Consider the following 23,620-nt stretch of genomic DNA (forward strand, 5'->3'; position numbering starts at 1 on the left):
TTATGCTCCGTATTCTTCAATTTTCTCCTGAATTTCTTCAATGATCTTTTCATCATCAATCGTCGACGGAATCTGGAATTCTTTTCCGTCCAGTAAAGTTCGGATCAGCTTTCTTAAAATTTTTCCTGAACGGGTTTTAGGTAAGCGTTTTACAACCATCACATTTTTAAGACAGGCAACGGCGCCTATTTTTTCGCGGACTGTTTTTACGATGTCTTTTTCTACATTTTCCTCAGAACTAGAAGAGCCATTTTTCAAGACGATTGTTGCAAAAGGAATCTGCCCTTTCAGTTCATCATCAATTCCGACTACGGCGCATTCTGCAACATCGGGATGAGAGGAAACAATTTCTTCCATTTCGGAAGTGGAAAGGCGGTGTCCTGCAACATTAATTACATCATCCACTCTTCCTGTGATGAAAATATAGCCGTCCTCATCTTTTATGGCTCCGTCTCCGGAAAAATAATAGCCTTTGTACTGCGAGAGATAGCTTTTCTCAAAACGGTCATAATCTTTCCAGATTCCCAGCAAAGCTCCGGGAGGAAGCGGTAATTTTATAACTAAATAACCTTCATGATGCGCATCCAGTTCATAGCCGTTTTCATCGAAAATTTTAATATCATAGCCGGGAATTGGTTTTCCTGCGGAAGCTCTTTTTATTTTGTAGTCTTCATTAAAAGTCATTAAACCCAGCATTGGAGAACCGGATTCGGTCTGCCACCAGTGATCGATTGCCGGAACGCCGATGTGTTCTGCAAACCAGTCCAGAGTGGCAACATCACATCTTTCTCCTGCTAAAAACTGCTTTCTGAAGTGGCTTAAATCATATTTTTTCACCAATTCTCCGTTCGGATCTTCTTTTTTGATGGCTCTGATTGCAGTAGGAGCGGTAAACATGGCTGCTACTTTATATTCGGAAATAATTCTCCAGAATGTTCCCGCATCGGGCGTCATAATAGGTTTTCCTTCAAAAATAATCGTTGAATTTCTGTTGATTAAAGGACCGTAAACGGTATAACTGTGACCAACTGCCCATCCGAAATCGGAAGCTGCCCAAAAAGTTTCTCCCGGTTCGATTCCATAGATGTATTTCATCGAAAATTTCAACGCGGTGGCGTAACCTCCTGTATCTCTTGCAACACCTTTTGGTTTTCCGGTTGTTCCGGAAGTATACAGTAAATAGAGTGGGTGAGTGGATTCCACCGAAACGCAATCCGCAGGTTCTGAGTTCTGTACCAATTCTTCGTAATCAATTAACCCATCAAACATTTCATGTTGATTATCAACCAATTTCCTGTTGTATACAATGATGTGATCTACCTTATCTTGTGCCAGTTCGATCGCTTTTTCTACCAAAGGCAAATAAGGGATTCTCTTTGCGATTTCGACTCCTGCGGTTGCCGTAATTAATGCTTTTGGTTTGCAGTCGTCGATTCTCACCACCAGTTCATGCGGCGCAAACCCTCCGAAAACCACATTATGAATGACTCCGATTCTTGCGCACGCAAGCATGGAGAACAAAGTCTGCGGAATCATCGGCATATAAATAACGGCGGTATCACCTTTTTTCAGACCTAAAGAAATCAAACCTCCCGCCAATTTTGAAATTTCCTTTTTGGCTTCATTGAAGGTATAGGTTTTCTTTTGGTTCGTTACCGGAGAATCGTAAATAACCGCAATCTTATCTCCAAAACCATCTTCAATATGTTTATCAATACATAAATAGCAGATGTTGAGTTTTCCGTCCGGAAACCACTGATTGTAGTGGTTTTCGTCAATAGAAGTAATGGTTTTCGGGAATTCAAACCAACTGATTTCCTGAGCCTGCTCTTTCCAGAAATTCTCTTTGTCTTCTATGCTTTGCTTAAATAAAATATCTGTATTCATATTAGTTTTTGTGTTTTTGTCATTGCGAGGAGCGTAGTGACGAAGCAATCTTTTAATATTTTGTTGAGATTGCTTCACTTCGTTCGCAATGACGGTTTGTAAAATGTATCAAAACATTTCTTCTATTTGCTGCATGAGTTTTTTGATTGAATAAGGCTTTGTAACGTAAGCATCGGCTGCCATTTCCAGACCTTTTTCAATGTCTTTCGGATTGTTTTTGGCACTCAGGAAAATTACTTTTGTATCTTTCAGTTTCTCATCCTGTTTTATTAGTTCCAGAGTACTGTATCCATCGAGATTTGGCATCATAATATCCAGTAAAATGACATCGGGAGTCATTGTTTTCAGAAATTCCAGAACTTCTGTTCCGTCTCTTGCAATAAATACATCGTATCCGTTTTTCTTAAAGCTGTATTCCAGCGACATTAATATTTTGTGCTCGTCGTCGGCAATGATTATCTTCTTCATATTGTGGTTATCTTTTTGTTCGACTGCATTGTTTTTTTGTTTCTTTTGGGGAACCCGAAGGGTTCAATTTAAATAGCCGTAGGTGAAACCTATGGAATAATGATTCGCATCAAATCAACCCTTAAGGGTTGAATTTTATTAATTTAATTCCGGCTCGATTCCATGTTCTGTTAAAAGCTTTCTAAATTCGTCATCAAAAGTCTCTGTTTTATGGTGATTTTTTTGATTTTTTATAAAATTTATAATTGTTTGTTTATCCTTTAATGAATAGGTAAATGCTCCGTATCCTTCCTGCCATCCTGAGAATTCAGGAAATAACCCCGATTCTTTCATCCATAAATTGGTTGCAACTTTTATATCTTTTACAAGATTACTGAGGTTGATATTTGGGTGCAGGTCACAAAAAATATGAATATGATCCGGCATTCCGTTAATTCTATATAATTTACACTTTTTATTTTTTAAAATTCCCCAAATATATTTGTATAGCTCTGATTCATTTTCTTCATTAATTGTTTGTTCCCGATGCCTTGTTCCGAAAACAATATGATAAAATATTTGTCGATACGTTCCCATTTTTTCATTTGTGTTTTTTATTATTGAACCCTTCGGGTTCCGGTATAATGTTATTCATCTGTTTCCATAGGTTTTACCTAAGGCTATTTAAATTGAACCCTTCGGGTTCTCCTCCTTCTTGTTCTTTTGGCAGAGCGATTGTAAAAGTCACGCCCAATCCGCTGTTTTCTGCTTTTATGGTTCCGCCCTGTGCTTCTGTGATTTTTTTTGAAATAGCCAGTCCCAGTCCGCTTCCTGTAGGTTTCAAAATGTTTTGATTTTTCGACTGGTAAAATTTATCGAAAATCATTTCCAGATCCTCTTCGGGAATATGTTTTCCGGTATTGAAAATTTTAATGATTAACCCATCTTCTGTTTCTGATAATTTGGTCTGAATAGTTCCCTGTTCATCCGTAAATTTCAAAGCATTTCCTAAAATATTCTGAAAAAGCTGAATCATTCTTGCTTCATCATATTTAAATAAAAACTGATTGAGAAGATTAACTTCACTCAGATGAATATTTTTCTGCTGAATAAGATGCATAAGAGGGTTGACTGCTTTTTTGTACGTTTCAAGAATGTTATTTTCCTGAATGTGCAGTACGATTTCACCATGCTGCAATTTGTCCAGATACAGAATGTCGTTGATGATTTCACTCAGCCTGTCGGATTCTGTGATGATGTTGTTTAAAAATTCCTTTTTAATTTCCAGAGGAATATCGTCATCATCGGCTAAAATTTCTCCTGCGGAACGGATGGCGGTAATCGGAGTTCTTAATTCATGGGCAACAGAATCCAGAAAATCGTCTTTCTGACGGTCTTTAATGATGAGGTTTTCATTGGCATTTCTCAGATCATCGGATAACTTTTGCAGCTCTTCCGATTGTTCGGTAAGCTTTTTATTAAGCGTGATGGTTTCTTTTGATTCTTCAAGAATGTTTAAAACTTCCTTTAAAGAAATTTTATCTTCTTTGGTTACCCCTTCGATAAGGATTTTGGCAGAAGCTGTTCCGATTCTACCCGCAAGAAGGTTTTCGGAGAATTTAATGAATCTGGAATCGGCGGTTTCCGTCTGCGAATCAATATTATATTTTAAATTAAAAATTCTTAATGCCTGTTCCGTTTTGTTTTTACCTAAAAATCGTTCCAGAATATTTTTAATGTCCGAAACGTAGGCTGTTCCGCGCCAGATAAAGGCATTTTCGTGGTTTTGAATGTACTTATCAATGTCTACATACAATTCAGCGAAATTTCTTTCACGGTAATTGCCTTTGGTGCTCACCGAAATGATAGAAAATAAAGCAGTATTCACTAAAAGAGACCAGAAGAAAATCTGTGGAATTCTTCCTAAAAAGGAAATCTTGAAAAAGTCAAAAACATCGTATAGATCTCTTAAAATACCTTTAAATTCCTGATTGTAAGAGAAATAATATTGCGGAATAATCAATCCGAAATAACAGATTGCCAATCCTGCCAATAAACCGATAACAGCACCTTTATAACTCCCTCGTCTCCAGAAAATAGCTCCGAAAAAAGCAGGTGCCAATTGAGCAATGACAACGAAAGAAATAAGCCCGACAGAATCCAGCGAAGTTTTTAAAATAAAATATTTGTAAAAACCAAAAGCCATGATAATCAGTGCAAAAATACTGAATTTCCTGATGTTGGTGATATTTCTGGTATTCTGAACTTCGTTTTCAGATTTGAACTTTCCTAATAATCCGTAAGGAATGATCAGGTTATTGGAAAGCATGATGGATAAGGTGATCGCGGAAATAATAATCATCGAAATAGATGAGCTTAATCCTCCCAGAAAAACCAAAACCGTAATTAAAGTATTGTCAAAATACTGAGGAATCAGGATAGAGTAGAACTCCGGATTGACGTTTTGTCCGTCAAAAATCAATCTTCCTGCCCATGCAATTGGAAAAATGAAGATCGTAAAAATCAATAAATAAAGCGGAAAAAACCAGATGGCTGTTTTGATGTGTTTTTCCTGTCGGTTTTCTACGATTGCGGTATGAAACTGTCTTGGAAGAATACAGATTGCTGTTCCGGAAATCATGCAAAGCACCATCCAGTTCATCGCACCTTCAATACCGTTGAATGTATTTTTTTCTTTAAAATCTTTAAAAAGACTTGCCTTTTGGAAAATATCAGAGAATCCGTCAAATGCAAAGTAAATAACAAATAATCCTAAAATAATGATAAAGAACAGTTTAAGAAAACTTTCCAGTGCAATGGCGGAAATTATTCCCAAACGTTTTTCCGAAGCATCTACGTAACGTGTTCCGTAATAGGATGAAAATAAAGCAATTAAAACAACAACGAAAGTTGCGTTATCCGTTAAAATATTTTTAGAAATTGCTGTTTTGGTTACAAGATGAAAGGTTTCAGAAATAGCCTTGATCTGCAAACCAATGTACGGAACAATTGCCAAAAGACAAACCACCGTAATAATCGCGCTGAAACTTCTGCTGTTCCCATATCGTAAAGAAATAAAATCGGCTAAACTGCTGATTTTATTCACCCTGGAAATACGTACAATTCTCGTGTTGATGTAGATCCATGCAGGAATTACCATAACCGGTCCTACATAAATCGGAAGATAATTAAGTCCGCTTGTCGCTGCCACACCAATGCTTCCGTAGTACGTCCATGCGGTACAGTACACGGCGAGAGAAAGTGCGTAGATGTAAGGATTGTTGATCCAGAGCTTGCTCTTTTTCTTCTCCGCCAGATGAGCGACTAAGAACAAAAGTGCCAGATAAAACAAAACTACGGTGAATAAAGCGAAACTACTCATCATACTTTTTTACGATTACAAAAGAAATAATGATGGAAACCATCCAGACAGCGAAAATATAAACCAGAATCATCGGGTAACCGAAAACTTCCCGGTCACTGTTGAACAGCAACGAAACAGGAATGCTGAAGGCTATCAGAAGTCCGATGCTCAGAATGATCAGTTTTTGTTCGTGTCTTTTTTTCATATATGATAATTAGATGAATGATAATTGATTATCTGACATTTTTGTATCATCAATCAATTATCATTCATCATCAATAGATTAAACTTTATCGTCAGAATATTCCCCGATCAGTGCATAGTAGCCAAAAATTGCCATTCCGCCGGAAATAATCGGCATCAGTACACAAAGGATAATGATCCCGAAAACCAGATCTTCCTGTTTTCCTGAGGTGATTTTTGGAATTCCCATTACTGTAATTCCGAAATATCCTACAGCTAATGCAATGGCGATCCAGAGTACGCCTAATATTTTTTTTAGTCCGTTCATTTTAGTAGTTTTAAAATTAATAAATTTTTAAGTGATTCTGGGCTTAATCGTGAATATTATTGTTCTTATTTTTTAGATAAATTAATCCGACTAAAAGACAGACTCCGGCAACGCCGATTGGATACCAAAGTCCTTCCAGATACCATTCAGGATGTCCTCCGTCTTTTCCTGTGGTTACGAGATAAGTGGCAACTGCCGGAAGCAGTCCTCCGAAAACCCCGTTTCCGATATGATAAGGCAATGACATCGAGGTGTAGCGGATTCTTACCGGGAACATTTCAACTAAAAATGCCGCAATAGGACCGTAAACCATCGTTACAAAAATCACCTGAATGAAAACTAAAAATACAAGATACCATTTTGTGCTGTCGTTGATCTTTATCGACTGAGTTACTTTTGCTTCTTCAGCTTTTCCGTCTTTCATCACAGGTCCGGTCGGAGACCAGTGTACAATGCTGTCTTTTTTAGCCAAAGTTCCGTCCGTGAAAAGCGTTTCTTTATGAAAAGTGATTAAACTGTCCGTTGCAATTTTGTCATGAATTTTTGACGTTCTTTTTTCAACCAGACCGCTTTCTGCAACGGTTTTGGATTTTAAATCAACGCTTTTAAACATATTGTCATAAATCGGTCTGTATGCGAAAATCGCGATCAGCATTCCGGTCATCATGATTGCTTTTCTTCCTACTTTATCAGAAAGCCATCCGAAGAAAACAAAAAACGGAGTTCCCAAAAACAAAGCAGTTGCCATTAAATAATCCACCTGAATCGATTCAATATTCATCACTTTCTGAAGGAAGCTCATGGCATAAAATTGTCCTGTATACCAAATTACCCCTTGTCCCATGGCTGCCCCGAATAAGGCAAGAAGAACAAATTTGAAGTTCAGTTTATTTCCGAAACTTTCCTTTAACGGATTTTTGGAAGTCTTTCCTTCACTTTTAGCTTTGGCAAAAAGCGGAGATTCTTTCATGTTTTTTCTGATGATGTAAGAAACCCCCACCATTAATATCGAAATCCAAAACGGAACCCTCCATCCCCAACCGTCAAATTCCTCAGTGGAAAGAGTGGTTTTTGTCACCATAATTACAATAAGTGAAATGAAAAGTCCGGCTGTTGCGGTAGTCTGGATCCATGAAGTCCAGTAGCCTCTTCTTCCGGGTTGTGCATATTCTGCCACATAGGTCGCAGCTCCTCCATATTCTCCTCCTAAAGCCAATCCCTGTAATAATCTTAAAATTAATACCAAAACAGGAGCCATAAATCCTATGGTTTCATAACTGGGAATACATCCGATAAGGAATGTAGAAAATCCCATAATCAGTAAAGTGACCAAAAAGGTGTATTTTCTCCCGATAAGATCTCCTAATCTTCCGAAAAACAGAGCTCCGAAAGGTCTCACGACAAATCCTGCGGCAAAAGTAGCTAATGTAGATAAAAATGCTGCAGTAGGATTATCTGCCGGAAAAAATTTTGTAGCCAGTACAACGGCAAGACTTCCGAAAATGTAGAAATCATACCATTCAATCAGTGTTCCGAGAGATGATGCTGTAATGACGCTCCAGATCGTACGATTCTTTTGCTTATCCGTCATATTCTCGTAGCTTATTTCATTGTTATCGCTCATATGCTTTAATTTTTGATGTTAGTTTAAATTGATTGGATCTTAATAGTTTTTGTTTTTTATCGCAAGGGTGCAAGGAAAATTTTATATGCTTTATGTTGTAAGGCGCAAAGATTTTATCTTCGATAGAATTTAAAAGGGACTTGCTGAAAATCTTTGATTTTCTTGCGTCTTAAAAACGTTCAGGTTTAAAAAAAACTTTGCGATTGTAAAAAAATAATGATTAATATTTTTATAAATAAATCTGGAACTGTACAATGAATTCCCCTTTTGAAGAAGGACTTTCCGTAGGGCTCGTATAAACCGGTCTTGTTGAATACTGTGTGGTAATTTTCGCATGATGACCGTCTATGAACCAGTTTGCACCCACATCAAACTGTGACGAAGATTTGTCAAACGCTTCAAAATTTTTGTGAGTATACGCTGCGAAAGGCTGGATTCTGATTTTCGGTTTTTCTGCCTGACTTGGTAAAAGCAATCCGGCTTGTGCATAGATAATATTCCCTGTTCCGATGGTCGGTTGCAGATTTCCTACTCCTGCAATGGCTTTGCTTCCCGTAAAATTCGGATCAGAAGCAGCAATGTTCATAATTCCTAAATTTCTCACGTAATTCGGACCAAACTGATAATTGTAATAGCCTGCATACGCGGAAACTGCCATTTTATTTTTAGCATTTCCCAAAGGAATATCTGCAAAAGCATCTACAGCAACAAGCGTAATGTCATGCTTTTCAACAGTGGAATTTACAGAAGTTCGGGTTCCGTCTTTTTGATGATAAAAGCCTGCGCCAAGATTAAAAACTTTTTTGGTTCCCAGATAAGAACCCACTTTAAAAGGCAGCACATTGGATTCTTCATCTAAAAACTGATACTCTACATATCCGGCTTTTGAAAAATTAGGATTTCCGTTATTGTCTACGGCAACCGCTTTAGCCGGATCGGTAACATTTACCGGAGTTAAATCCGTTGCAAAAGGCTTGTTTAAACTGAAACGGTATTCCAGTTTTCCGTATTTGCCTTTCGCAAACATTCCCAGTTGTCTCGCAAACTGATCGGAATTATCGATTAATGGCCATGTAAAAATAGGAGAATCAACTGTAAGGAAATTTAATGTTGATGCCATCGTCATTCGGGAAAGTCCCATGTAGTAATGAAGTCCCGCCCCTAAAGACAAGGTAAATTTTCCTGCTTCTCCGGGTAGAAATACAGCGTATTCATTCCATGCATCATGAAAAAATAGCTGTGGTTTTTTACCGTTTCCATAACCTCCTGTTCCTGAAGTTCCCGAACCGCCTCCATTGATAAATGTCTGATTGTTAATCCCAAAATGCGCTAAGATCATATATCTTTTGGAAATCTGAGCGTACGCTAAAGTACGTAATCTCCTGTTTCCCAGACTCCATGAATTGTCTGTGGGTTCTCCGCCAACCATACTTCCCGGATTCATTTGCGTGTTCCTCAACCAAAACTGATCCCATAAAATGAACCTGACATATTTATTGCCCTGCTGATTGAGATTAATTTTTAATCCGCTTCCGTAATCCGGCGAACCTTGAGCGTGTAAAGAATTGCTGATTAGAGCCAATCCAATAAAAGTGATTAATTTCTTCATAAATTATCAATTTTTGGCGTTGTTTTTTGTGAAAGCCAAATTGTAATTAAAAATTTATTTAAAGAAATTTAATATATATTAATGGTAAGTATATAGATATATCTTAAAGTTCTAAGTTTTGAGTTTAGTATTTATTGGTATTGAGCAGGATTTTAAATTCTCAATTCATTTATTTACAATTGATTTTGTAGTTATTTTTTAAATCTTTCCCACTTGATGAGCATATATTTGTCTGCAAACTGAGTGATAATTAATCCTGAATTCTTCAGATTTTCTTCTTTACTCATGTAGTCAATCAGTTCATTTTGTTTTAGGATTTTATATACCGGATGAAACTCAGAATGCGGTGGTCGTGTAATATTGTATTTCTTGATCCATGAACTGATCGTCACATGAGAAACGCCAATAATTCTTTCAATTTCACGAAAACTCAATCCCTCGAGATAGAGCTGTAAAGCTTTGGTTACGTAGTAATCGTCTATTTGTTTCCCCAGTTTTTTTACCGTGAAATAATAGTTGCAATCTTTACATAGAAAGCGTTGTTTGCTGTTTACAATTCCGCTTCTAACCACTTTGTCTGTGTTGCATTTCGGACAGCGATTTTCCATAACTATATCTTTTTAGCAAATATATAATAATTTAGCAAAATATTAATTTCGTGTAAAGATAAAATTACCTGTATATTAATTTAATTCAATAAAATTATCTTTTTTATTTGGTTTTAAAAGAAATTATATTTTAAATTTGCCAAAAAATTTAGATAAATAAATGGAAATAGAAATTTCCTCATCCATGCATCTGATGTATGTGAGTGAAATACAGCAGGAAATGTACGATTCTGCACAGCGCAGAGGAACGGGGATTGCCAAACGTTCCATAGAATACCTCAGTAAAAAAATTACTGATGGAAACGCTGTAGTCGCCACCGATAAAGGAAAGTGGGTGGGTTTCTGTTATATAGAAACATGGTCTCACGGACAGTTTGTTGCCAATTCCGGGCTTATTGTCTCTCCCGAATTCAGACATTTGGGAGTGGCAACCTTAATCAAGGATAAAGTATTCGCTTTATCCCGAAAAAAATACCCAAACGCTAAAATTTTCGGATTAACTACCGGTTTAGCAGTAATGAAGATCAACAGCGATTTAGGATATAAACCCGTTATTTATTCTGAGCTTACTCAGGATGAAGAATTCTGGAACGGCTGCAAAAGCTGCGTGAATTATGATATTTTAATGAAAAAAGAACGGAAAAACTGCCTTTGCACAGCAATGCTTTTCGTTCCCGATAATACAAAAAACAGCACTGAAAATAATCAGTCTGAAAACAGATACAATAATGAGCAAGAAAGTAGTTTTAGCATTTAGCGGAGGTCTCGATACCTCTTACTGCGCCAAATATCTCAGCGAAACACTGGGATATGATGTGTATGCAGTTACTGTAAACACCGGAGGTTTTTCCAAAGATGAAGAAAAAGAACTGGAGAAAAAAGCCCTGAATCTTGGGGTAAAAGAATACAGGTGCGTTGATGCTCAGGAAGATTATTACAATTCTTGTGTAAAATATCTGATTTTCGGTAATGTTCTGAAAAACAATACCTATCCTCTGTCTGTAAGTGCGGAGCGTACCATTCAGGCGCAGGAAATTGCAAAATATGCGATTGAAATCGGCGCAGATGCAATTGCGCACGGAAGTACGGGAGCGGGAAACGATCAGGTTCGTTTTGATCTTATTTTTCAGGTAATGTGTCCGAATGTGGAAATCATTACGCCAATCCGTGATATGGCTCTTTCCCGTGAAGAGGAAATTGAATTTTTGAAAAGTCACGGCTACGAAATGGAATTTCAGAAAGCGCAATATTCTGTCAATAAAGGACTTTGGGGAACTTCAGTTGGCGGAAAGGAAACGCTGACTTCAAGAAATTATCTTCCTGAAGAAGCTTTTCCGTCACAAATTAAAGAAAATCAACCCTCTGAATTGGAAATTGAGTTTAAAAATGGCGAAATTATCTCTGTAAACGGAGAAAGTTTTGAACATCCGGTTTACGCGATTCAGAAAATCGAAGAATTGGCTTCGGCTTACGGAATCGGTCGTGATGTTCACGTAGGAGATACCATTGTCGGAATTAAAGGAAGGGTAGGTTTCGAGGCAGCGGCGGCTTCAGTGATTATCAAATCCCATCATTTATTAGAAAAACATACGCTTTCAAAATATCAGCAGATGATGAAGTCCCAATTAACCGACTGGTACGGAAACTGGCTTCACGAAGCACTTTTCTTAGATCCTGTGATGAGGAATATCGAATCTTTTCTTGTTGATTCTCAAAAAACAGTCAGCGGAAAAGTATTTGTAACCCTTCATCCTTACCGATTTATTTTGAATGGAATTGAATCTCAGCACGATTTGATGTCAGACAAGTTCGGAAGCTACGGAGAAGCAAACAGGGCATGGACAGGCGAAGATGTGAAAGGATACACAAAGATTGTAAGCAATTCTTTAAATATATATCATCAGATTAATAAATAAAATTTGGACAGCTTTATCCGCCTGTAGTTTATCCTGAGCTTGTCGAAGGGTCCCAATCTTTTATTCGTCGTTCCTCCTCACAAAAGGATTTCCGCTCAAGTCGGGCTGCGAGAAGGTCGAAGACCAATGAACCCGAAGGGTTCAATACGAATAGCCGTAGGTAAAACCTATGGATTAAAAGATCAAAAGAAACAAAGAACCCGATAGGGTTCAATAACAATAACCGTAGGTGAAAACCTATGGAAAATAATAAAATGAAAAAGAAAATAGGAATCATCGGAGCCAACGGTTACACAGGAAGCGAACTGGTTCGTCTGTTGGTTTTTCATCCCAATGTATCATTGAGTTTTTTATATAGCCGTTCAAATTCGGGAACAAAAATTTCAGATTTGTACCCGGATTTAACGACGGTTTGTGAAATGGTTTTAACGGATCAGCCTGAAGAAGTCGATATTCTGTTTCTATGCCTTCCTCACAAAGAAAGTCAGAATTGGCTGATTCAGAATCCCGTAAAAGATGAAACAGTGGTGATTGATTTAGGGAACGATTTTCGCCTCGATGGAAATTTCGGAAACAGAAATTTTATCTACGGATTACCCGAAATCAATAAAAAACAACTTTTCGGAGCCAGAAGCATTGCCAATCCGGGATGTTTTGCAACAGCAATTCAACTCGCTCTGCTTCCTTTAGCTCAAAAAGGTTGGTTGAATGAAGTGTATACAACAGGAATCACAGGTTCAACAGGTGCAGGTCAGTCTTTGCAGGCAACTACACATTTTACTTGGAGGAACGATAATATTTCGGCGTATAAAACTTTAACACACCAACATGTGGATGAGATTTTACACCAATTAGTTTCTTTTAATACCAATGAAATCAGTCTGAATTTTGTTCCATGGAGAGGAGATTTTGCCAGAGGAATTTTTACAAGTTCTATCGTGAAAACAAATGCAGAACTTTCAGAGATCTATCAGTTGTTTGAAGATTTTTATGCAGATGAACCTTTTGTACAGGTAAGCGAAAAAGCAATTGATTTAAAGCAAGTTGTCAATACCAATCGCTGTGTGATACAGATTGAAAAATGTGGGAATGTTGCGGTCATTCACTCAGCGATTGACAATTTGTTGAAAGGCGCTTCCGGACAGGCAGTTCAAAACATGAATATCGCCATGGGCTGGGAAGAAAATTCAGGATTGAACTTAAAACCGACAGCGTTTTAAACGTGAATAGTCAATAGGTCAATCGTGAATTTTTACAACTCAATCAAAACCGACTTAGGAAAATGGAGCGTTAAGAAAATTGAAATTTAATCTGTTAAGAAATTCCCACTGTTTGAGCACGAGGCAAATTTTCAGTCAAAGAACAAATCTTCAATTCGTGCGAGTTTTGGGAATTTTAGGATTTAATTTAAATTTTTAGCGGAAGTTTCCAAGTCTTGAATTTTTGTTTCTTTTGTTTCAAGACAAAAGAAATTAATTAAAAAAAAGGAAAAAATTTAGGATTGACCTTAAAATCGACTTAGGAGAATGTAGTGTTAAGAAAAATAGTTTTGTGAACGATAAGAAAATTCTACTGTTTGAAGCGCGAAACAAATGTAGAACTGAAGAACAAATGCTGATTTCGCGTAAGTTTTAGAATTTTTAGAGAACAAAAATGTTTTTTAGCGGAAGTCTCCAGTCTTGAATTTTTGTTTCTTTTGTTTGACTACGTCGAATCTTCGATTTCAAGGCAAAAGAAAAGTATAAAAAAGATGAATCATTCATCAAACATCAATTATCATTTATAAATAGACATGAATTTATTCAACGTATATCCATTATTCAAAATCAATCCGGTAAAAGCACAGGGATCATTTCTCTGGGATGATAAAGGAGAAAAATATCTTGATTTTTACGGAGGTCATGCGGTGATTTCTATCGGTCACAACCATCCCCATTATCAGACACAGTTAAAAAATCAATTAGATAAAATATCTTTCTATTCAAATTCGGTTCAGAACGAGTTGCAGACTGAACTGGCTGAAAAATTGGGAAAACTTTCAGGCTTGGAAGAGTACAATTTATTCTTGTGCAATTCAGGAGCAGAAGCCAATGAAAATGCCTTAAAACTGGCTTCATTTCATAACGGAAAAAACAAAGTGCTGTATTTTTCAGGTTCATTTCATGGAAGAACTTCTGCAGCAGTTTCTGTGACGGACAATCCTAAAATTGTAGCTCCGGTAAATTATGATGAAAGATTCATTAAATCTGAATGGAACAATATCGAACAGCTTGAAGAAGTTTTTGAAAAACAGGGAAATGAAATTTCATCCGTCATCATTGAAGGAATTCAGGGAGTGGGCGGAATTATGATTCCAACAGTTGAATTTTTAACTAAAATCAAAGAATTGTGCGAAAAATATGATGCTGTTTTGATTTTGGATGAAGTTCAGTCGGGATACGGAAGAAGCGGCTATTTCTTTGCGCATCAGGAATTTGGGATTGAAGCAGATATCATCACCACTGCAAAAGGAATGGGAAATGGTTTCCCGATTGGTGGTGTTTTAATTCATCCAAAATTTCAGGCAAGTTATGGTTTATTGGGAACGACTTTCGGGGGAAATCATTTGGCTTGTGTAGCGGCAATTGCAGTTTTAGACGTCATGAAAGATGAAAATCTCATCGAAAATGCTCAGAAAATGGGCGAATATATTGAAAATGAAATTAAGGATTTTCCACATATCAAAAACATCCGAAGGAAAGGCTTGATGATTGGGATTGAACTCGACAGAGATTGCTCGGAAGTGAGGAACAGCATCTTGTACAATCATCATATTTTCACAGGAAACTCTAATGATAAAGCGGTCTTAAGGATTCTTCCGGCGCTTAATATTAAAAAAGAAGAAACGGATCTATTCATAAATGCTTTGAAAGAAGTATTGGAGAATATTTAACCTGTGAAAATTATGTGGTCTGTCATTCAGAACATAAACTGAAGGTTTACGAACGAAGTTCAGAAGTGTAGTGAAGAATCTCTTTTATAATGTTATTAGATTCTTCCTTCGTCAGAATGACAAACACAATTATCATTAGCTGAGTAGAACGCCCTTGCGAACGAAAATGTTTTCAATTTTAATAAAAAAAAACGTAACGATTCATAGTGTTAAAGCTCCAATGATAAGGAGATAAAATTTTTAAAATTAACTAACTACAAGTCTAAAGATTTAAAGAGCATGGGAAAATCAAAGATTTTCAACTTATGTGCTCTAATATTTCAAAGTTTTTGAACTTAAATCTAATGTGACTTATGTGTTAAAAACTTTTGTGGTAAAAAAACAATTCAAAATGAAAAAATTCACCTCTGTAAGCGATGTTGAAAACTTACAGCAAATCATAAAAAAAGCATTACAAATTAAAGAAAATCCTCTTTCAGAACCCGAAAAAGGAAAAGGAAAAACAATAGGACTTGTCTTTTTAAATTCAAGTTTAAGAACCCGTTTAAGCAGTCAGATTGCGGCTCAGAATTTAGGTTTAAATGTTTTAACCTTAAACGCAGCACAGGAAGCATGGAATCTGGAATTCGCAGACGGTGCAGTAATGAACGGAGATACGGTAGAACATATCAAAGATGCAATCGAAGTATTGAATCAATATTGCGATATTATCGCCGTTCGTTGTTTTGCAGGAATGAAAAGTAAAGAAGATGATGTAAACGAAAGCATTTTAAGTCAGTTTGAGCAACATGCAAAAGTTCCGGTTATTTCTCTGGAATCTGCGACACGTCATCCTTTGCAAAGTCTGGCAGATTGCATCACCATTACCGAAAACTGGCACTTCGACAAGCTCAGTGTAAACCGTAAACCGAAAGTGGTTTTAACCTGGGCGCCTCACATCAAGCCGATTGCTCATGCGGTTGGAAACTCTTTCGCAGAATGGATGCAGGAAATGGATGTAGATTTTGTTATCGCCAATCCGGAAGGGTATGATTTAGATAAAAACTTTACAAAAAATGTGAAGGTTATTCATAATCAGGAAGAAGCATTGAAAGATGCCGATTTTATCTATGTTAAAAACTGGTCGTCTTTTGATGATTATGCTAAAATGCCTGAAGTAAAAGACAATTGGATGCTGACGAACGAAAAGCTGAAAAATACCAATCAGGCAAAAGTAATGCATTGTCTTCCGGTTCGCCGAAATGTGGAACTGAGCGATGAGGTGATGGATGGTGAAAATTCAATCATTTACCAGCAGGCAAAAAACCGGATTTTCTCTGCGCAGGCAGTGTTTTCAGAAATTTTGGATGAGTTGAATGCATAATACAATCAAACCTAACAGGTTTTTAAAACCTGTTAGGTTTCCCCTTGCAAAACTTGACAGGGCTTTCCAAAAAGTATATACAATGAAAGAAAAATTATACATCATAAAAATTGGCGGAGCGTTAATTGATGACGAGGAATTGTTAGAACAGTTTTTAGAGCAGTTTGCAGAAATTCAGGAAAAGAAAATTCTGGTGCATGGAGGAGGAAAACTGGCAACGACTTTAGCCGACAAACTGGGAATTGAGCAAAAGCTTGTAAACGGAAGGAGAATAACCGATAAAGATACGTTGGACATTGTCGCAATGGTTTATGCAGGAGGAATCAATAAAAACATTGTCGCAAAACTTCAGCAGAAAAAGTGTAAAGCCATTGGTTTTTCGGGAGCGGATGCGAATTTAATTAAAGCCAAAAAAAGAGAACACGCCGATATAGATTTCGGATTTGTGGGAGATATCACAGAGAAAAGCGTGAACAGAAAATTAATTTCAAAATTGCTGAAACTGGAACTGGTTCCGGTATTTTCGGCGATTACCCACGATAAAAAGGGACATCTTTTCAATACCAATGCAGATACAATCGCTTCGGTAATTGCACAGGCTTTATCCGTAAAATATGATGTGGAATTGTTATACTGTTTTGATAAAGAAGGCGTTTTGGAAGATGTGAACAATCCTGAATCTGTTATTAAAAATATATCCGAAGAAGAATTTTCAATCTTAAAAGAAGATGGAAAACTTCACAAAGGAATTCTTCCAAAGTTAGAAAACGCTCTTGGAGCAGTAAAAAATAATGTCAATAAGGTATTCTTAATTAAAGAAACCGAACTGAAAAACCATATAGAAAACCATCATGCAGGAACTGAAATCTGTTTATAGCAAAGAAGAATTACGGGATAACGCTGTTGAATTATTAAAAAAACTAATTGAAATTCCGTCATTCAGCAAGGATGAATTTAACACGTCGGTGGAAATTGAAAATTTTTTCAAAAAACATCAGATTCCGACAAAACGTTTTAAAAATAATATTTGGGCTGTAAATAAAAATTTTGATGTTTTCAAGCCATCTATTTTGCTGAATACGCATCACGATACCGTAAAACCGAACAAAGCGTATACTTTGGATCCTTTTGTTCCGATTGAAAAAGACGGAAAATTATTCGGGTTGGGAAGTAATGATGCGGGAGCTTCATTGGTTTCTATGGCACAGGTTTTTTTACACTTTTATGAAAAAGAAAATTTACAATATAACTTAATTATAGCTTTGACGGCAGAGGAGGAGATTTCAGGTTTTGACGGTATTGAAGCGCTTTTTCCCCAATTACCCAATATTGAACTCGCCATTGTAGGAGAACCCACGCAGATGAATCTGGCGATTGCAGAAAAAGGACTTTTGGTAATTGATGGTGAAATGAAAGGCACTCCTTCTCACGCCGCTCATCCGAACAATGATAATTCGATTGTGAAATGCATGGAAGATTTGCAGAATATTTTAAATTTCAAATTTCCAAAAGTTTCGGATTATTTGGGCGAAGTTAAAATTACTTTGTCAGGAATTCATGCAGGAGTTCAGCATAATGTCGTTCCGGAATCCTGTACTTTCACTTTAGATGTAAGAGTTACGGATGAATATTCTAATAAAGAAGCATTTGAAATCATACAGTCTCAGATGAAATCTACATTAACGGCAAGATCTTTCAGGTTAAATTCTTCAAAAATTGAAATGGATCATCCTTTTGTAAAAGCAGGTTTGGAAATTGGGAGGACAACATACGGTTCCCCAACATCATCGGATCAGGCAATCATTCCCTGTACTTCCGTAAAGCTCGGTCCCGGTGACAGTACCCGTTCTCACACCGCGGATGAATACATTTATATAAAGGAAATAGAAGAGGGAATTGAGATTTATATTGAGATTTTGGAGAAAGTTTTGTAGCTGGAAGCTGGAAGAGGAATGATGGGAGTTTATGAAGCATAAAAATATCGACCTAGGAAAATAGAGCGTTAAGAAAAATAATTTTATGAACGTTAAGAAAATCCCACTGTTTGAGTGCGATGGAAATATCAAATCGAAGAACGAATATTCAATTCGCACGAGTTTTGGGATTTTTAGAGAATAAAAATATTTTTTAGCGAAAGTTTCCAGTCTTGAATTTTTGTTTCTTTTGTTTCAAGACAAAAGAAAACATAAAAGAAATATATTCAGTTATGTCATTCTGAAAGAAACGAAGTGGATTGAAGAATCTTTAAATTTAGATAGATTCCTCCTTCGTCGGAATGATAAAATCAAATTAATAAAGGAAGATAAAACAGTTGGTTGTAAACATCCGTCACCCAACTTTCATCTTCCATCAAAAAAGAAATTTTATGAAAAAAATATGGCAAAAAGACGATAACGCCACCAATATATTAGTCAATACATTCACAGTCGGGAAAGATCTTGATTTTGACGAACGTTTGGCAAAATACGATGTCAAAGGTTCAATGGCGCACTGCAAAATGTTGGCAGAAGTAGGAATTATTTCTTTTGAAGAATCAGAGCAAATGTTATTTGTTTTATCAGAAATTTTTGACGATATTGAAAACGGAATCTTTGGAATCGATAAAAATGCGGAAGATATTCATTCTCAGATTGAATCAATTTTAATTGAAAAATTGGGCGATACCGGAAAGAAAATTCACACGGCGCGTTCCAGAAACGATCAGGTTTTACTGGATATCAAATTGTATTTATTAGAAGAAATCCGTGATATTACAGCATTAACAGACGAATTCTTTCAGATATTAATCAAACTGGCGGAACAGCATAAAAATGTGTTGCTTCCGGGATATACGCATTTGCAGATTGCGATGCCTTCATCGTTCGGATTGTGGTTTGGAGCCTATGCAGAAGCATTGTTGGATGATATTGAAATGCTGTTTTCAGTTAAAAATATCATCAATAAAAATCCATTGGGTTCGGCGGCAGGTTACGGTTCATCGTTCCCGATTGACCGTGAAAGTACGACATATAATTTAGGCTTTCAATCGATGAATTACAATTCGGTTTACGCTCAGATGACGCGTGGAAAGTCTGAAAAAATGCTGTCGATGGCAATGGCGACTTTAGCCGGAACATTAGGGAAATTCTCTTACGATGTTTGTCTGTATTTAAGTCAGAATTTCGATTTTATAAGCTTTCCGAAGGAATTTACCACAGGAAGCAGCATAATGCCACACAAAAAAAATCCTGATATTTTCGAGTTGGTTCGTGCGCGTTGCAACAGAATACAGTCGTTACCGAATGAATTTATTTTACTGACGAATAACCTTCCTTCAGGCTATCACAGAGATATGCAGCTTACGAAAGAAATCCTTTTTCCTGCGATTGATTCCCTAAAAGAATGTCTGGAAATTTTAAATTATACATTACCCAATATTCATGTTAAAGACGGAATTTTGGAGGATGGAAAATACAAATACCTTTTCAGTGTAGAGAAAATTAATGAAGAAGTAAAAAACGGAAGCTCATTTCGGGATGCTTATGTAAAAGTAGGGCAGGAGATTGAAAATAACGCGTTCGATTTTGAAATTGGAAATTTAAACCATACGCATCAGGGAAGTATCGGGAATTTGTGTTTGGATAAAATAGAATATCAGTTTAATAAATTGAAAAATAAATTGTTGGGATAATTATTTTTAGGCGATTATTTCAGTTTAAATAAAGAACAGTATATAATTAAAATTTAATCTTGATTTGTTAAGTCATCTATGTGAACGATTTTTCCATAATGGTTAAAAGTTACTATTTCATCAAATTTATATTCGATACCATTAATTGTTTGAGTTCCAATTAATCTATATCGAACTTGGTCAATTTCAGGAAAATAATGCGTTAGTCTCCATTCATTAACATTTATATACGGCTTATAGAAACAGTTTTGATACATATAATATAACTTTATATATGCTTTTGAAGGATATGAATGTCCGTAGAAGTACTCTACATCATCAGAGAAAAATGGTATTATCCAAGGGTACACATTATCAAATCTTTCTTTTATATGTCTTGATTCAATAAATCTTGCAGCTTGTAATTCATATTTACTACCTGTAAAACTATTTGCAGAGTAGTAATCTTTTGAATAAAATTCTAATTTAGCCCATATACAAATTATAAGAGTAATAATTATGAAAATAGATATTCTTTTTGATGATTTCTTCTTCGCATTATTCATTTGTTTTTTTTATATTAAATCCGACAATTCCACATATAATTCCTAAGCAACTTGATAGTAAGAATGGATTTCCCATTTGACTATTAGTTAAAGTGGAGTAAAATGCTAAAATTGCGATACCAAAAATATTTCCGAGAACAAAACCTATTATTGCTAAAATAAATTTCATAAAAATCTTATTTTTTTAATTTTCACTAATTTAAATTAAATTATTTGTTCTCTATTACGGTTTAACGTAATGAGGTATTTTCAACAATGCATTTAAAATCACTGATAAATTATGTTAAATAATAATTCTTTTTTATATTTTCATCGCATATCTATTTAACCCAGATCAATCTTAAACTTCGTAGACTTCTTCACCTCGTGCAACACAATAGAACTGTGATATTGCCCGATATTAGGTATGTTTGAAATCACATTCACCGTAAAATCATTATAAGAATTAATGTCTTTTGCAATAATTTTCAGCATATAATCGTATTCACCGGAAAGACTGATGATTTCCTGAACTTCATCATGCTGCATAATGTTCTTTTCGAATGTTTCCAGAACTTTTTTAGACTGTTCCTTAAGACGCACATTGCAGTAAACCACAATATTTAAGCCCAGTTTTTCACGGTTTAAAAGACCCACATATTTCTCAATAATTCCCTGTTTCTCCAGTTGCTTGATGCGTTCGTACGTCGGAGTGAAAGTAAGACCAATTTTTTCTGAAATTTCTTTCACCGAAAGTGTAGAATCTTCCTGAATAATACTGAGAATCATCCTGTCTTTTAAATCCATATAGTCTATTTTGAATGGTAAATATACAATTTTATAAAAATTAAAACTAAATTTTTTGTGTTTTGAACTCAAAAATCCCTTCATAAACAGCCCGAATATTAATCTTTGTATTTTAGGCAATGGCAAAATAATTGCTGTAATCTGCGTACGAAATCCAGATTAATATGAACAGAAATACGACTACGGCAACAACTTTATTGGCTGATTACGATCCCCATCATAAATTTAAAAGTGAAATTTTAGACGGACTGAAAGAGGAGCCTAAACATTTATTATCCAAATATTTCTACGATAAAAAAGGCGACGATCTTTTTCAGCAGATCATGAATATGCCGGAATATTATCTCACCGATTGCGAACTTGAAATCTTTACCGGAAAAAAGAGAGAACTCGCAAACGCGATACGAGCATTCGACGAACCTTTTGATCTGGTGGAACTCGGAGCAGGAGATGCTACAAAATCCTCTCATCTGCTTGAATATCTTGTAAAGCAAAACGCAGATTTTACCTATATGCCGATTGATATTTCGGCAAATATTATTTCTGTTTTGGAGGAAAATCTTACATCTGAAATTCCGGGGCTTAAAATGACGGGGCTCAATGGAGAATACTTTGAAATGCTCGATAAAGCAAACAAAATTTCTTCCCGCAGAAAAGTCATTCTTTTTTTAGGAGGGAATATTGGAAATATGGAAATTGAAGAAGCCTATCAGTTCTGTAATGCATTGAAAGCGAGACTCAATCCGGATGATATTCTTCTCATTGGTTTTGATCTGAAGAAAAATCCACACACCATTCTTGCTGCCTATAACGATAAAGCGGGAATAACGGCATCGTTCAACCTTAATCTTTTAGACAGAATTAATGAAGAGCTGGATGCAGATTTTAAAACAAATCAGTTCAAACATTACCAAACCTACGATCCGCTTTCCGGAGCCTGCAGAAGTTACCTGATCAGTCTGGAAAATCAGTCGGTACATATTGAAGAAGAAGAGGTAAACTTTAAGGCAAATGAAGCTATTTATATGGAAATTTCTCAGAAATATTCGGAAAAAGAAGTCGATATAATGGCAAGAAAAACAGGTTTTAAACCGTTAAAACAAATTTCGGACACCAAAGGCTGGTTTGTAGATGCGATCTGGAAAGTCTAATTTAAATGAAAACCTAAAACGATGATCGAACAGAATATACTAGTCAAAGAAAAACAGTTGCTTGAGAATTACCGCAGAATTAGAGCGCGGTCTGTGGAAATATGCGAACCGCTTGAAACAGAAGATTTTGTAGTTCAGCCTGTTATAGATGTAAGTCCGCCAAAATGGCATTTAGGACATACCACATGGTTTTTCGAAACTTTTATTTTGATCCCGAATCTTAATGATTATCAGGTATTTAATCCCCAATATAATTTCGTTTTCAACAGTTATTACGAAACCATTGGGGCAAGAGTAATCCGGACGGACAGAGGAAATTTAAGCCGACCTTCGGTTGCAGATATTTTTCAGTATCGGAAATATGTGGATAAACAGATGGAAACTTTTCTTTTAAACAACGACTTATCCGATGATCTTAAAAAACTGTTTGAATTAGGACTAAACCACGAACAGCAGCATCAGGAATTATTATTAACCGATATCAAATATATTCTCGGACACAATCCTTTATTTCCAGCTTACAACGAAAATTTTCCGTTAGAAAAATCAGAACCTGAAAATTTTGAAATGCTTTCTTTTAAGGAAGGAATTTATGAAATAGGATTTGAAGGAAAGGGATTTTGTTTTGATAACGAACTGAACAGACATAAAGTATATCTCAATGATTTCCAAATCTCAAACCGATTAGTAACCAATTCAGAATATCTGGAATTTATGAATGACGGAGGATATGAAAACTTCAGACATTGGCATGCGGAAGGTTGGGAATGGGTGAAAGAAAATTATGCAAAGGCTCCCTTATACTGGCATTTTATTGAGGGTAAATGGATGCTGTACACATTGAACGGTCTAAAAGAAATTACTCCTGACGAAGCCGTTTGTCACATCAACTTTTTTGAAGCATCGGCTTTTGCCTCTTGGAAAGGAATGCGTTTACCTACCGAAGCGGAATGGGAAGTCGCTTCCGGAAAATTTGACTGGGGAAAACGCTGGGAATGGACAGGAAGTGCTTATCTTCCGTATCCCGGCTTTGCAAAAGAAGAAGGAGCAGTAGGAGAGTATAACGGAAAATTTATGGTTAATCAAATGGTATTAAGAGGCGCTTCATTAGCAACACCAAAAGGACACAGCCGGAAAACATACAGAAATTTCTTTCCCACATCACTGCAATGGCAGTTTACAGGAATCCGACTGGCTAAATAATTCC

General features: G+C 36.2%; 22 protein-coding genes. 10 read left to right on the forward strand and 12 right to left on the reverse strand.

The genetic code is table 11. The annotated features are described in order from the left end of the window. The 9 genes from BW951_RS13240 to BW951_RS13280 all read right to left on the reverse strand — a co-directional run bounded on the left by BW951_RS13240 (window position 1) and on the right by BW951_RS13280 (window position 10,050). Window positions 1-1,887, reverse strand: coding sequence for an AMP-binding protein (locus BW951_RS13240; protein WP_076393584.1), 1,887 nt, complete (start codon window positions 1,885-1,887; stop codon window positions 1-3). Window positions 1,888-1,995: 108 nt separating this feature from the next. Further along, complete coding sequence (locus BW951_RS13245; RefSeq protein ID WP_076393586.1) at window positions 1,996-2,355, reverse strand: response regulator transcription factor; 360 nt, start codon at window positions 2,353-2,355, stop codon at window positions 1,996-1,998. Between the two features lie 138 nt (window positions 2,356-2,493). Further along, on the reverse strand, window positions 2,494-2,931 hold the full coding sequence (gene tnpA / locus BW951_RS13250) for an IS200/IS605 family transposase (RefSeq protein WP_076393588.1): 438 nt from the start codon (window positions 2,929-2,931) through the stop codon (window positions 2,494-2,496). A gap of 73 nt (window positions 2,932-3,004) precedes the next feature. Then, window positions 3,005-5,716 carry an ATP-binding protein gene (locus BW951_RS13255; RefSeq protein ID WP_076393590.1) on the reverse strand — a complete coding sequence of 904 codons (2,712 nt, stop codon included), beginning with the start codon at window positions 5,714-5,716 and terminating at the stop codon, window positions 3,005-3,007. Beyond that, window positions 5,709-5,903, reverse strand: coding sequence for a hypothetical protein (locus BW951_RS13260; protein ID WP_076393592.1), 195 nt, complete (start codon window positions 5,901-5,903; stop codon window positions 5,709-5,711). The genes BW951_RS13255 and BW951_RS13260 overlap by 8 nt, the downstream gene beginning before the upstream one ends. 78 nt (window positions 5,904-5,981) lie before the next feature. Beyond that, a complete protein-coding gene (locus tag BW951_RS13265; RefSeq protein ID WP_076393594.1) occupies window positions 5,982-6,209 on the reverse strand; it encodes a DUF6814 family protein in 228 nt (75 codons plus the stop codon). A gap of 43 nt (window positions 6,210-6,252) precedes the next feature. Then, window positions 6,253-7,833: an MFS transporter gene (locus tag BW951_RS13270; protein ID WP_076393596.1), complete on the reverse strand. Its 1,581-nt coding sequence runs from the start codon at window positions 7,831-7,833 to the stop codon at window positions 6,253-6,255. Window positions 7,834-8,062: 229 nt separating this feature from the next. Further along, window positions 8,063-9,442, reverse strand: a complete 1,380-nt coding sequence (locus tag BW951_RS13275; RefSeq protein ID WP_076393598.1) for a porin — start codon at window positions 9,440-9,442, stop codon at window positions 8,063-8,065. Window positions 9,443-9,633: 191 nt separating this feature from the next. After that, window positions 9,634-10,050, reverse strand: a complete 417-nt coding sequence (locus tag BW951_RS13280; RefSeq protein ID WP_076393600.1) for an IS1/IS1595 family N-terminal zinc-binding domain-containing protein — start codon at window positions 10,048-10,050, stop codon at window positions 9,634-9,636. Window positions 10,051-10,210: 160 nt separating this feature from the next. Between BW951_RS13280 and BW951_RS13285 the strand changes: the two genes are divergently transcribed. The 8 genes from BW951_RS13285 to argH all read left to right on the forward strand — a co-directional run bounded on the left by BW951_RS13285 (window position 10,211) and on the right by argH (window position 19,931). Next, window positions 10,211-10,807: a GNAT family N-acetyltransferase gene (locus BW951_RS13285; protein ID WP_083477497.1), complete on the forward strand. Its 597-nt coding sequence runs from the start codon at window positions 10,211-10,213 to the stop codon at window positions 10,805-10,807. Beyond that, the gene (gene argG, locus BW951_RS13290) at window positions 10,779-11,966 is read left to right on the forward strand and encodes an argininosuccinate synthase (RefSeq protein ID WP_076393602.1); all 1,188 of its coding nucleotides are present in this window, start codon (window positions 10,779-10,781) and stop codon (window positions 11,964-11,966) included. The genes BW951_RS13285 and argG overlap by 29 nt, the downstream gene beginning before the upstream one ends. Window positions 11,967-12,220: 254 nt before the next feature. Next, entirely contained in the window at window positions 12,221-13,186 is a 966-nt protein-coding gene (argC, locus tag BW951_RS13295; protein ID WP_084196439.1) for an N-acetyl-gamma-glutamyl-phosphate reductase, read from the forward strand. Window positions 13,187-13,758: 572 nt separating this feature from the next. Next, a complete protein-coding gene (locus tag BW951_RS13300) occupies window positions 13,759-14,898 on the forward strand; it encodes an aspartate aminotransferase family protein (RefSeq protein WP_076393606.1) in 1,140 nt (379 codons plus the stop codon). 391 nt (window positions 14,899-15,289) lie between these two features. Further along, window positions 15,290-16,261 (forward strand): Rossmann-fold NAD(P)-binding domain-containing protein, encoded by a 972-nt coding sequence (locus BW951_RS13305; RefSeq protein ID WP_076393691.1) that lies wholly within the window; start codon window positions 15,290-15,292, stop codon window positions 16,259-16,261. Between the two features lie 82 nt (window positions 16,262-16,343). Then, entirely contained in the window at window positions 16,344-17,138 is a 795-nt protein-coding gene (gene argB, locus BW951_RS13310; protein ID WP_076393693.1) for an acetylglutamate kinase, read from the forward strand. Beyond that, window positions 17,113-18,195, forward strand: coding sequence for a M20 family metallo-hydrolase (locus tag BW951_RS13315; protein ID WP_076393608.1), 1,083 nt, complete (start codon window positions 17,113-17,115; stop codon window positions 18,193-18,195). Before argB ends, BW951_RS13315 begins: the two co-directional genes overlap by 26 nt. Before the next feature lie 431 nt (window positions 18,196-18,626). Continuing rightward, window positions 18,627-19,931, forward strand: a complete 1,305-nt coding sequence (gene argH / locus BW951_RS13325) for an argininosuccinate lyase (protein ID WP_076393612.1) — start codon at window positions 18,627-18,629, stop codon at window positions 19,929-19,931. Between the two features lie 53 nt (window positions 19,932-19,984). Here the strand turns inward: argH and BW951_RS13330 are convergent, their stop codons facing one another. The 3 genes from BW951_RS13330 to BW951_RS13335 form a co-directional block, all read right to left on the reverse strand. Continuing rightward, a complete protein-coding gene (locus BW951_RS13330) occupies window positions 19,985-20,476 on the reverse strand; it encodes a hypothetical protein (RefSeq protein ID WP_076393614.1) in 492 nt (163 codons plus the stop codon). Beyond that, window positions 20,469-20,645 (reverse strand): hypothetical protein, encoded by a 177-nt coding sequence (locus BW951_RS22780; protein WP_175608819.1) that lies wholly within the window; start codon window positions 20,643-20,645, stop codon window positions 20,469-20,471. Before BW951_RS22780 ends, BW951_RS13330 begins: the two co-directional genes overlap by 8 nt. A gap of 155 nt (window positions 20,646-20,800) precedes the next feature. After that, complete coding sequence (locus BW951_RS13335; RefSeq protein ID WP_076393695.1) at window positions 20,801-21,262, reverse strand: Lrp/AsnC family transcriptional regulator; 462 nt, start codon at window positions 21,260-21,262, stop codon at window positions 20,801-20,803. 164 nt (window positions 21,263-21,426) lie between these two features. Between BW951_RS13335 and BW951_RS13340 the strand changes: the two genes are divergently transcribed. Next, complete coding sequence (locus BW951_RS13340; protein WP_076393616.1) at window positions 21,427-22,413, forward strand: L-histidine N(alpha)-methyltransferase; 987 nt, start codon at window positions 21,427-21,429, stop codon at window positions 22,411-22,413. Between the two features lie 21 nt (window positions 22,414-22,434). Beyond that, window positions 22,435-23,616, forward strand: coding sequence for an ergothioneine biosynthesis protein EgtB (egtB, locus tag BW951_RS13345; RefSeq protein WP_076393618.1), 1,182 nt, complete (start codon window positions 22,435-22,437; stop codon window positions 23,614-23,616). Window positions 23,617-23,620: the final 4 nt, after the last annotated feature.

This window comes from Chryseobacterium gambrini (assembly GCF_900156825.1).
GTDB classification, from domain to species: domain Bacteria; phylum Bacteroidota; class Bacteroidia; order Flavobacteriales; family Weeksellaceae; genus Chryseobacterium; species Chryseobacterium gambrini.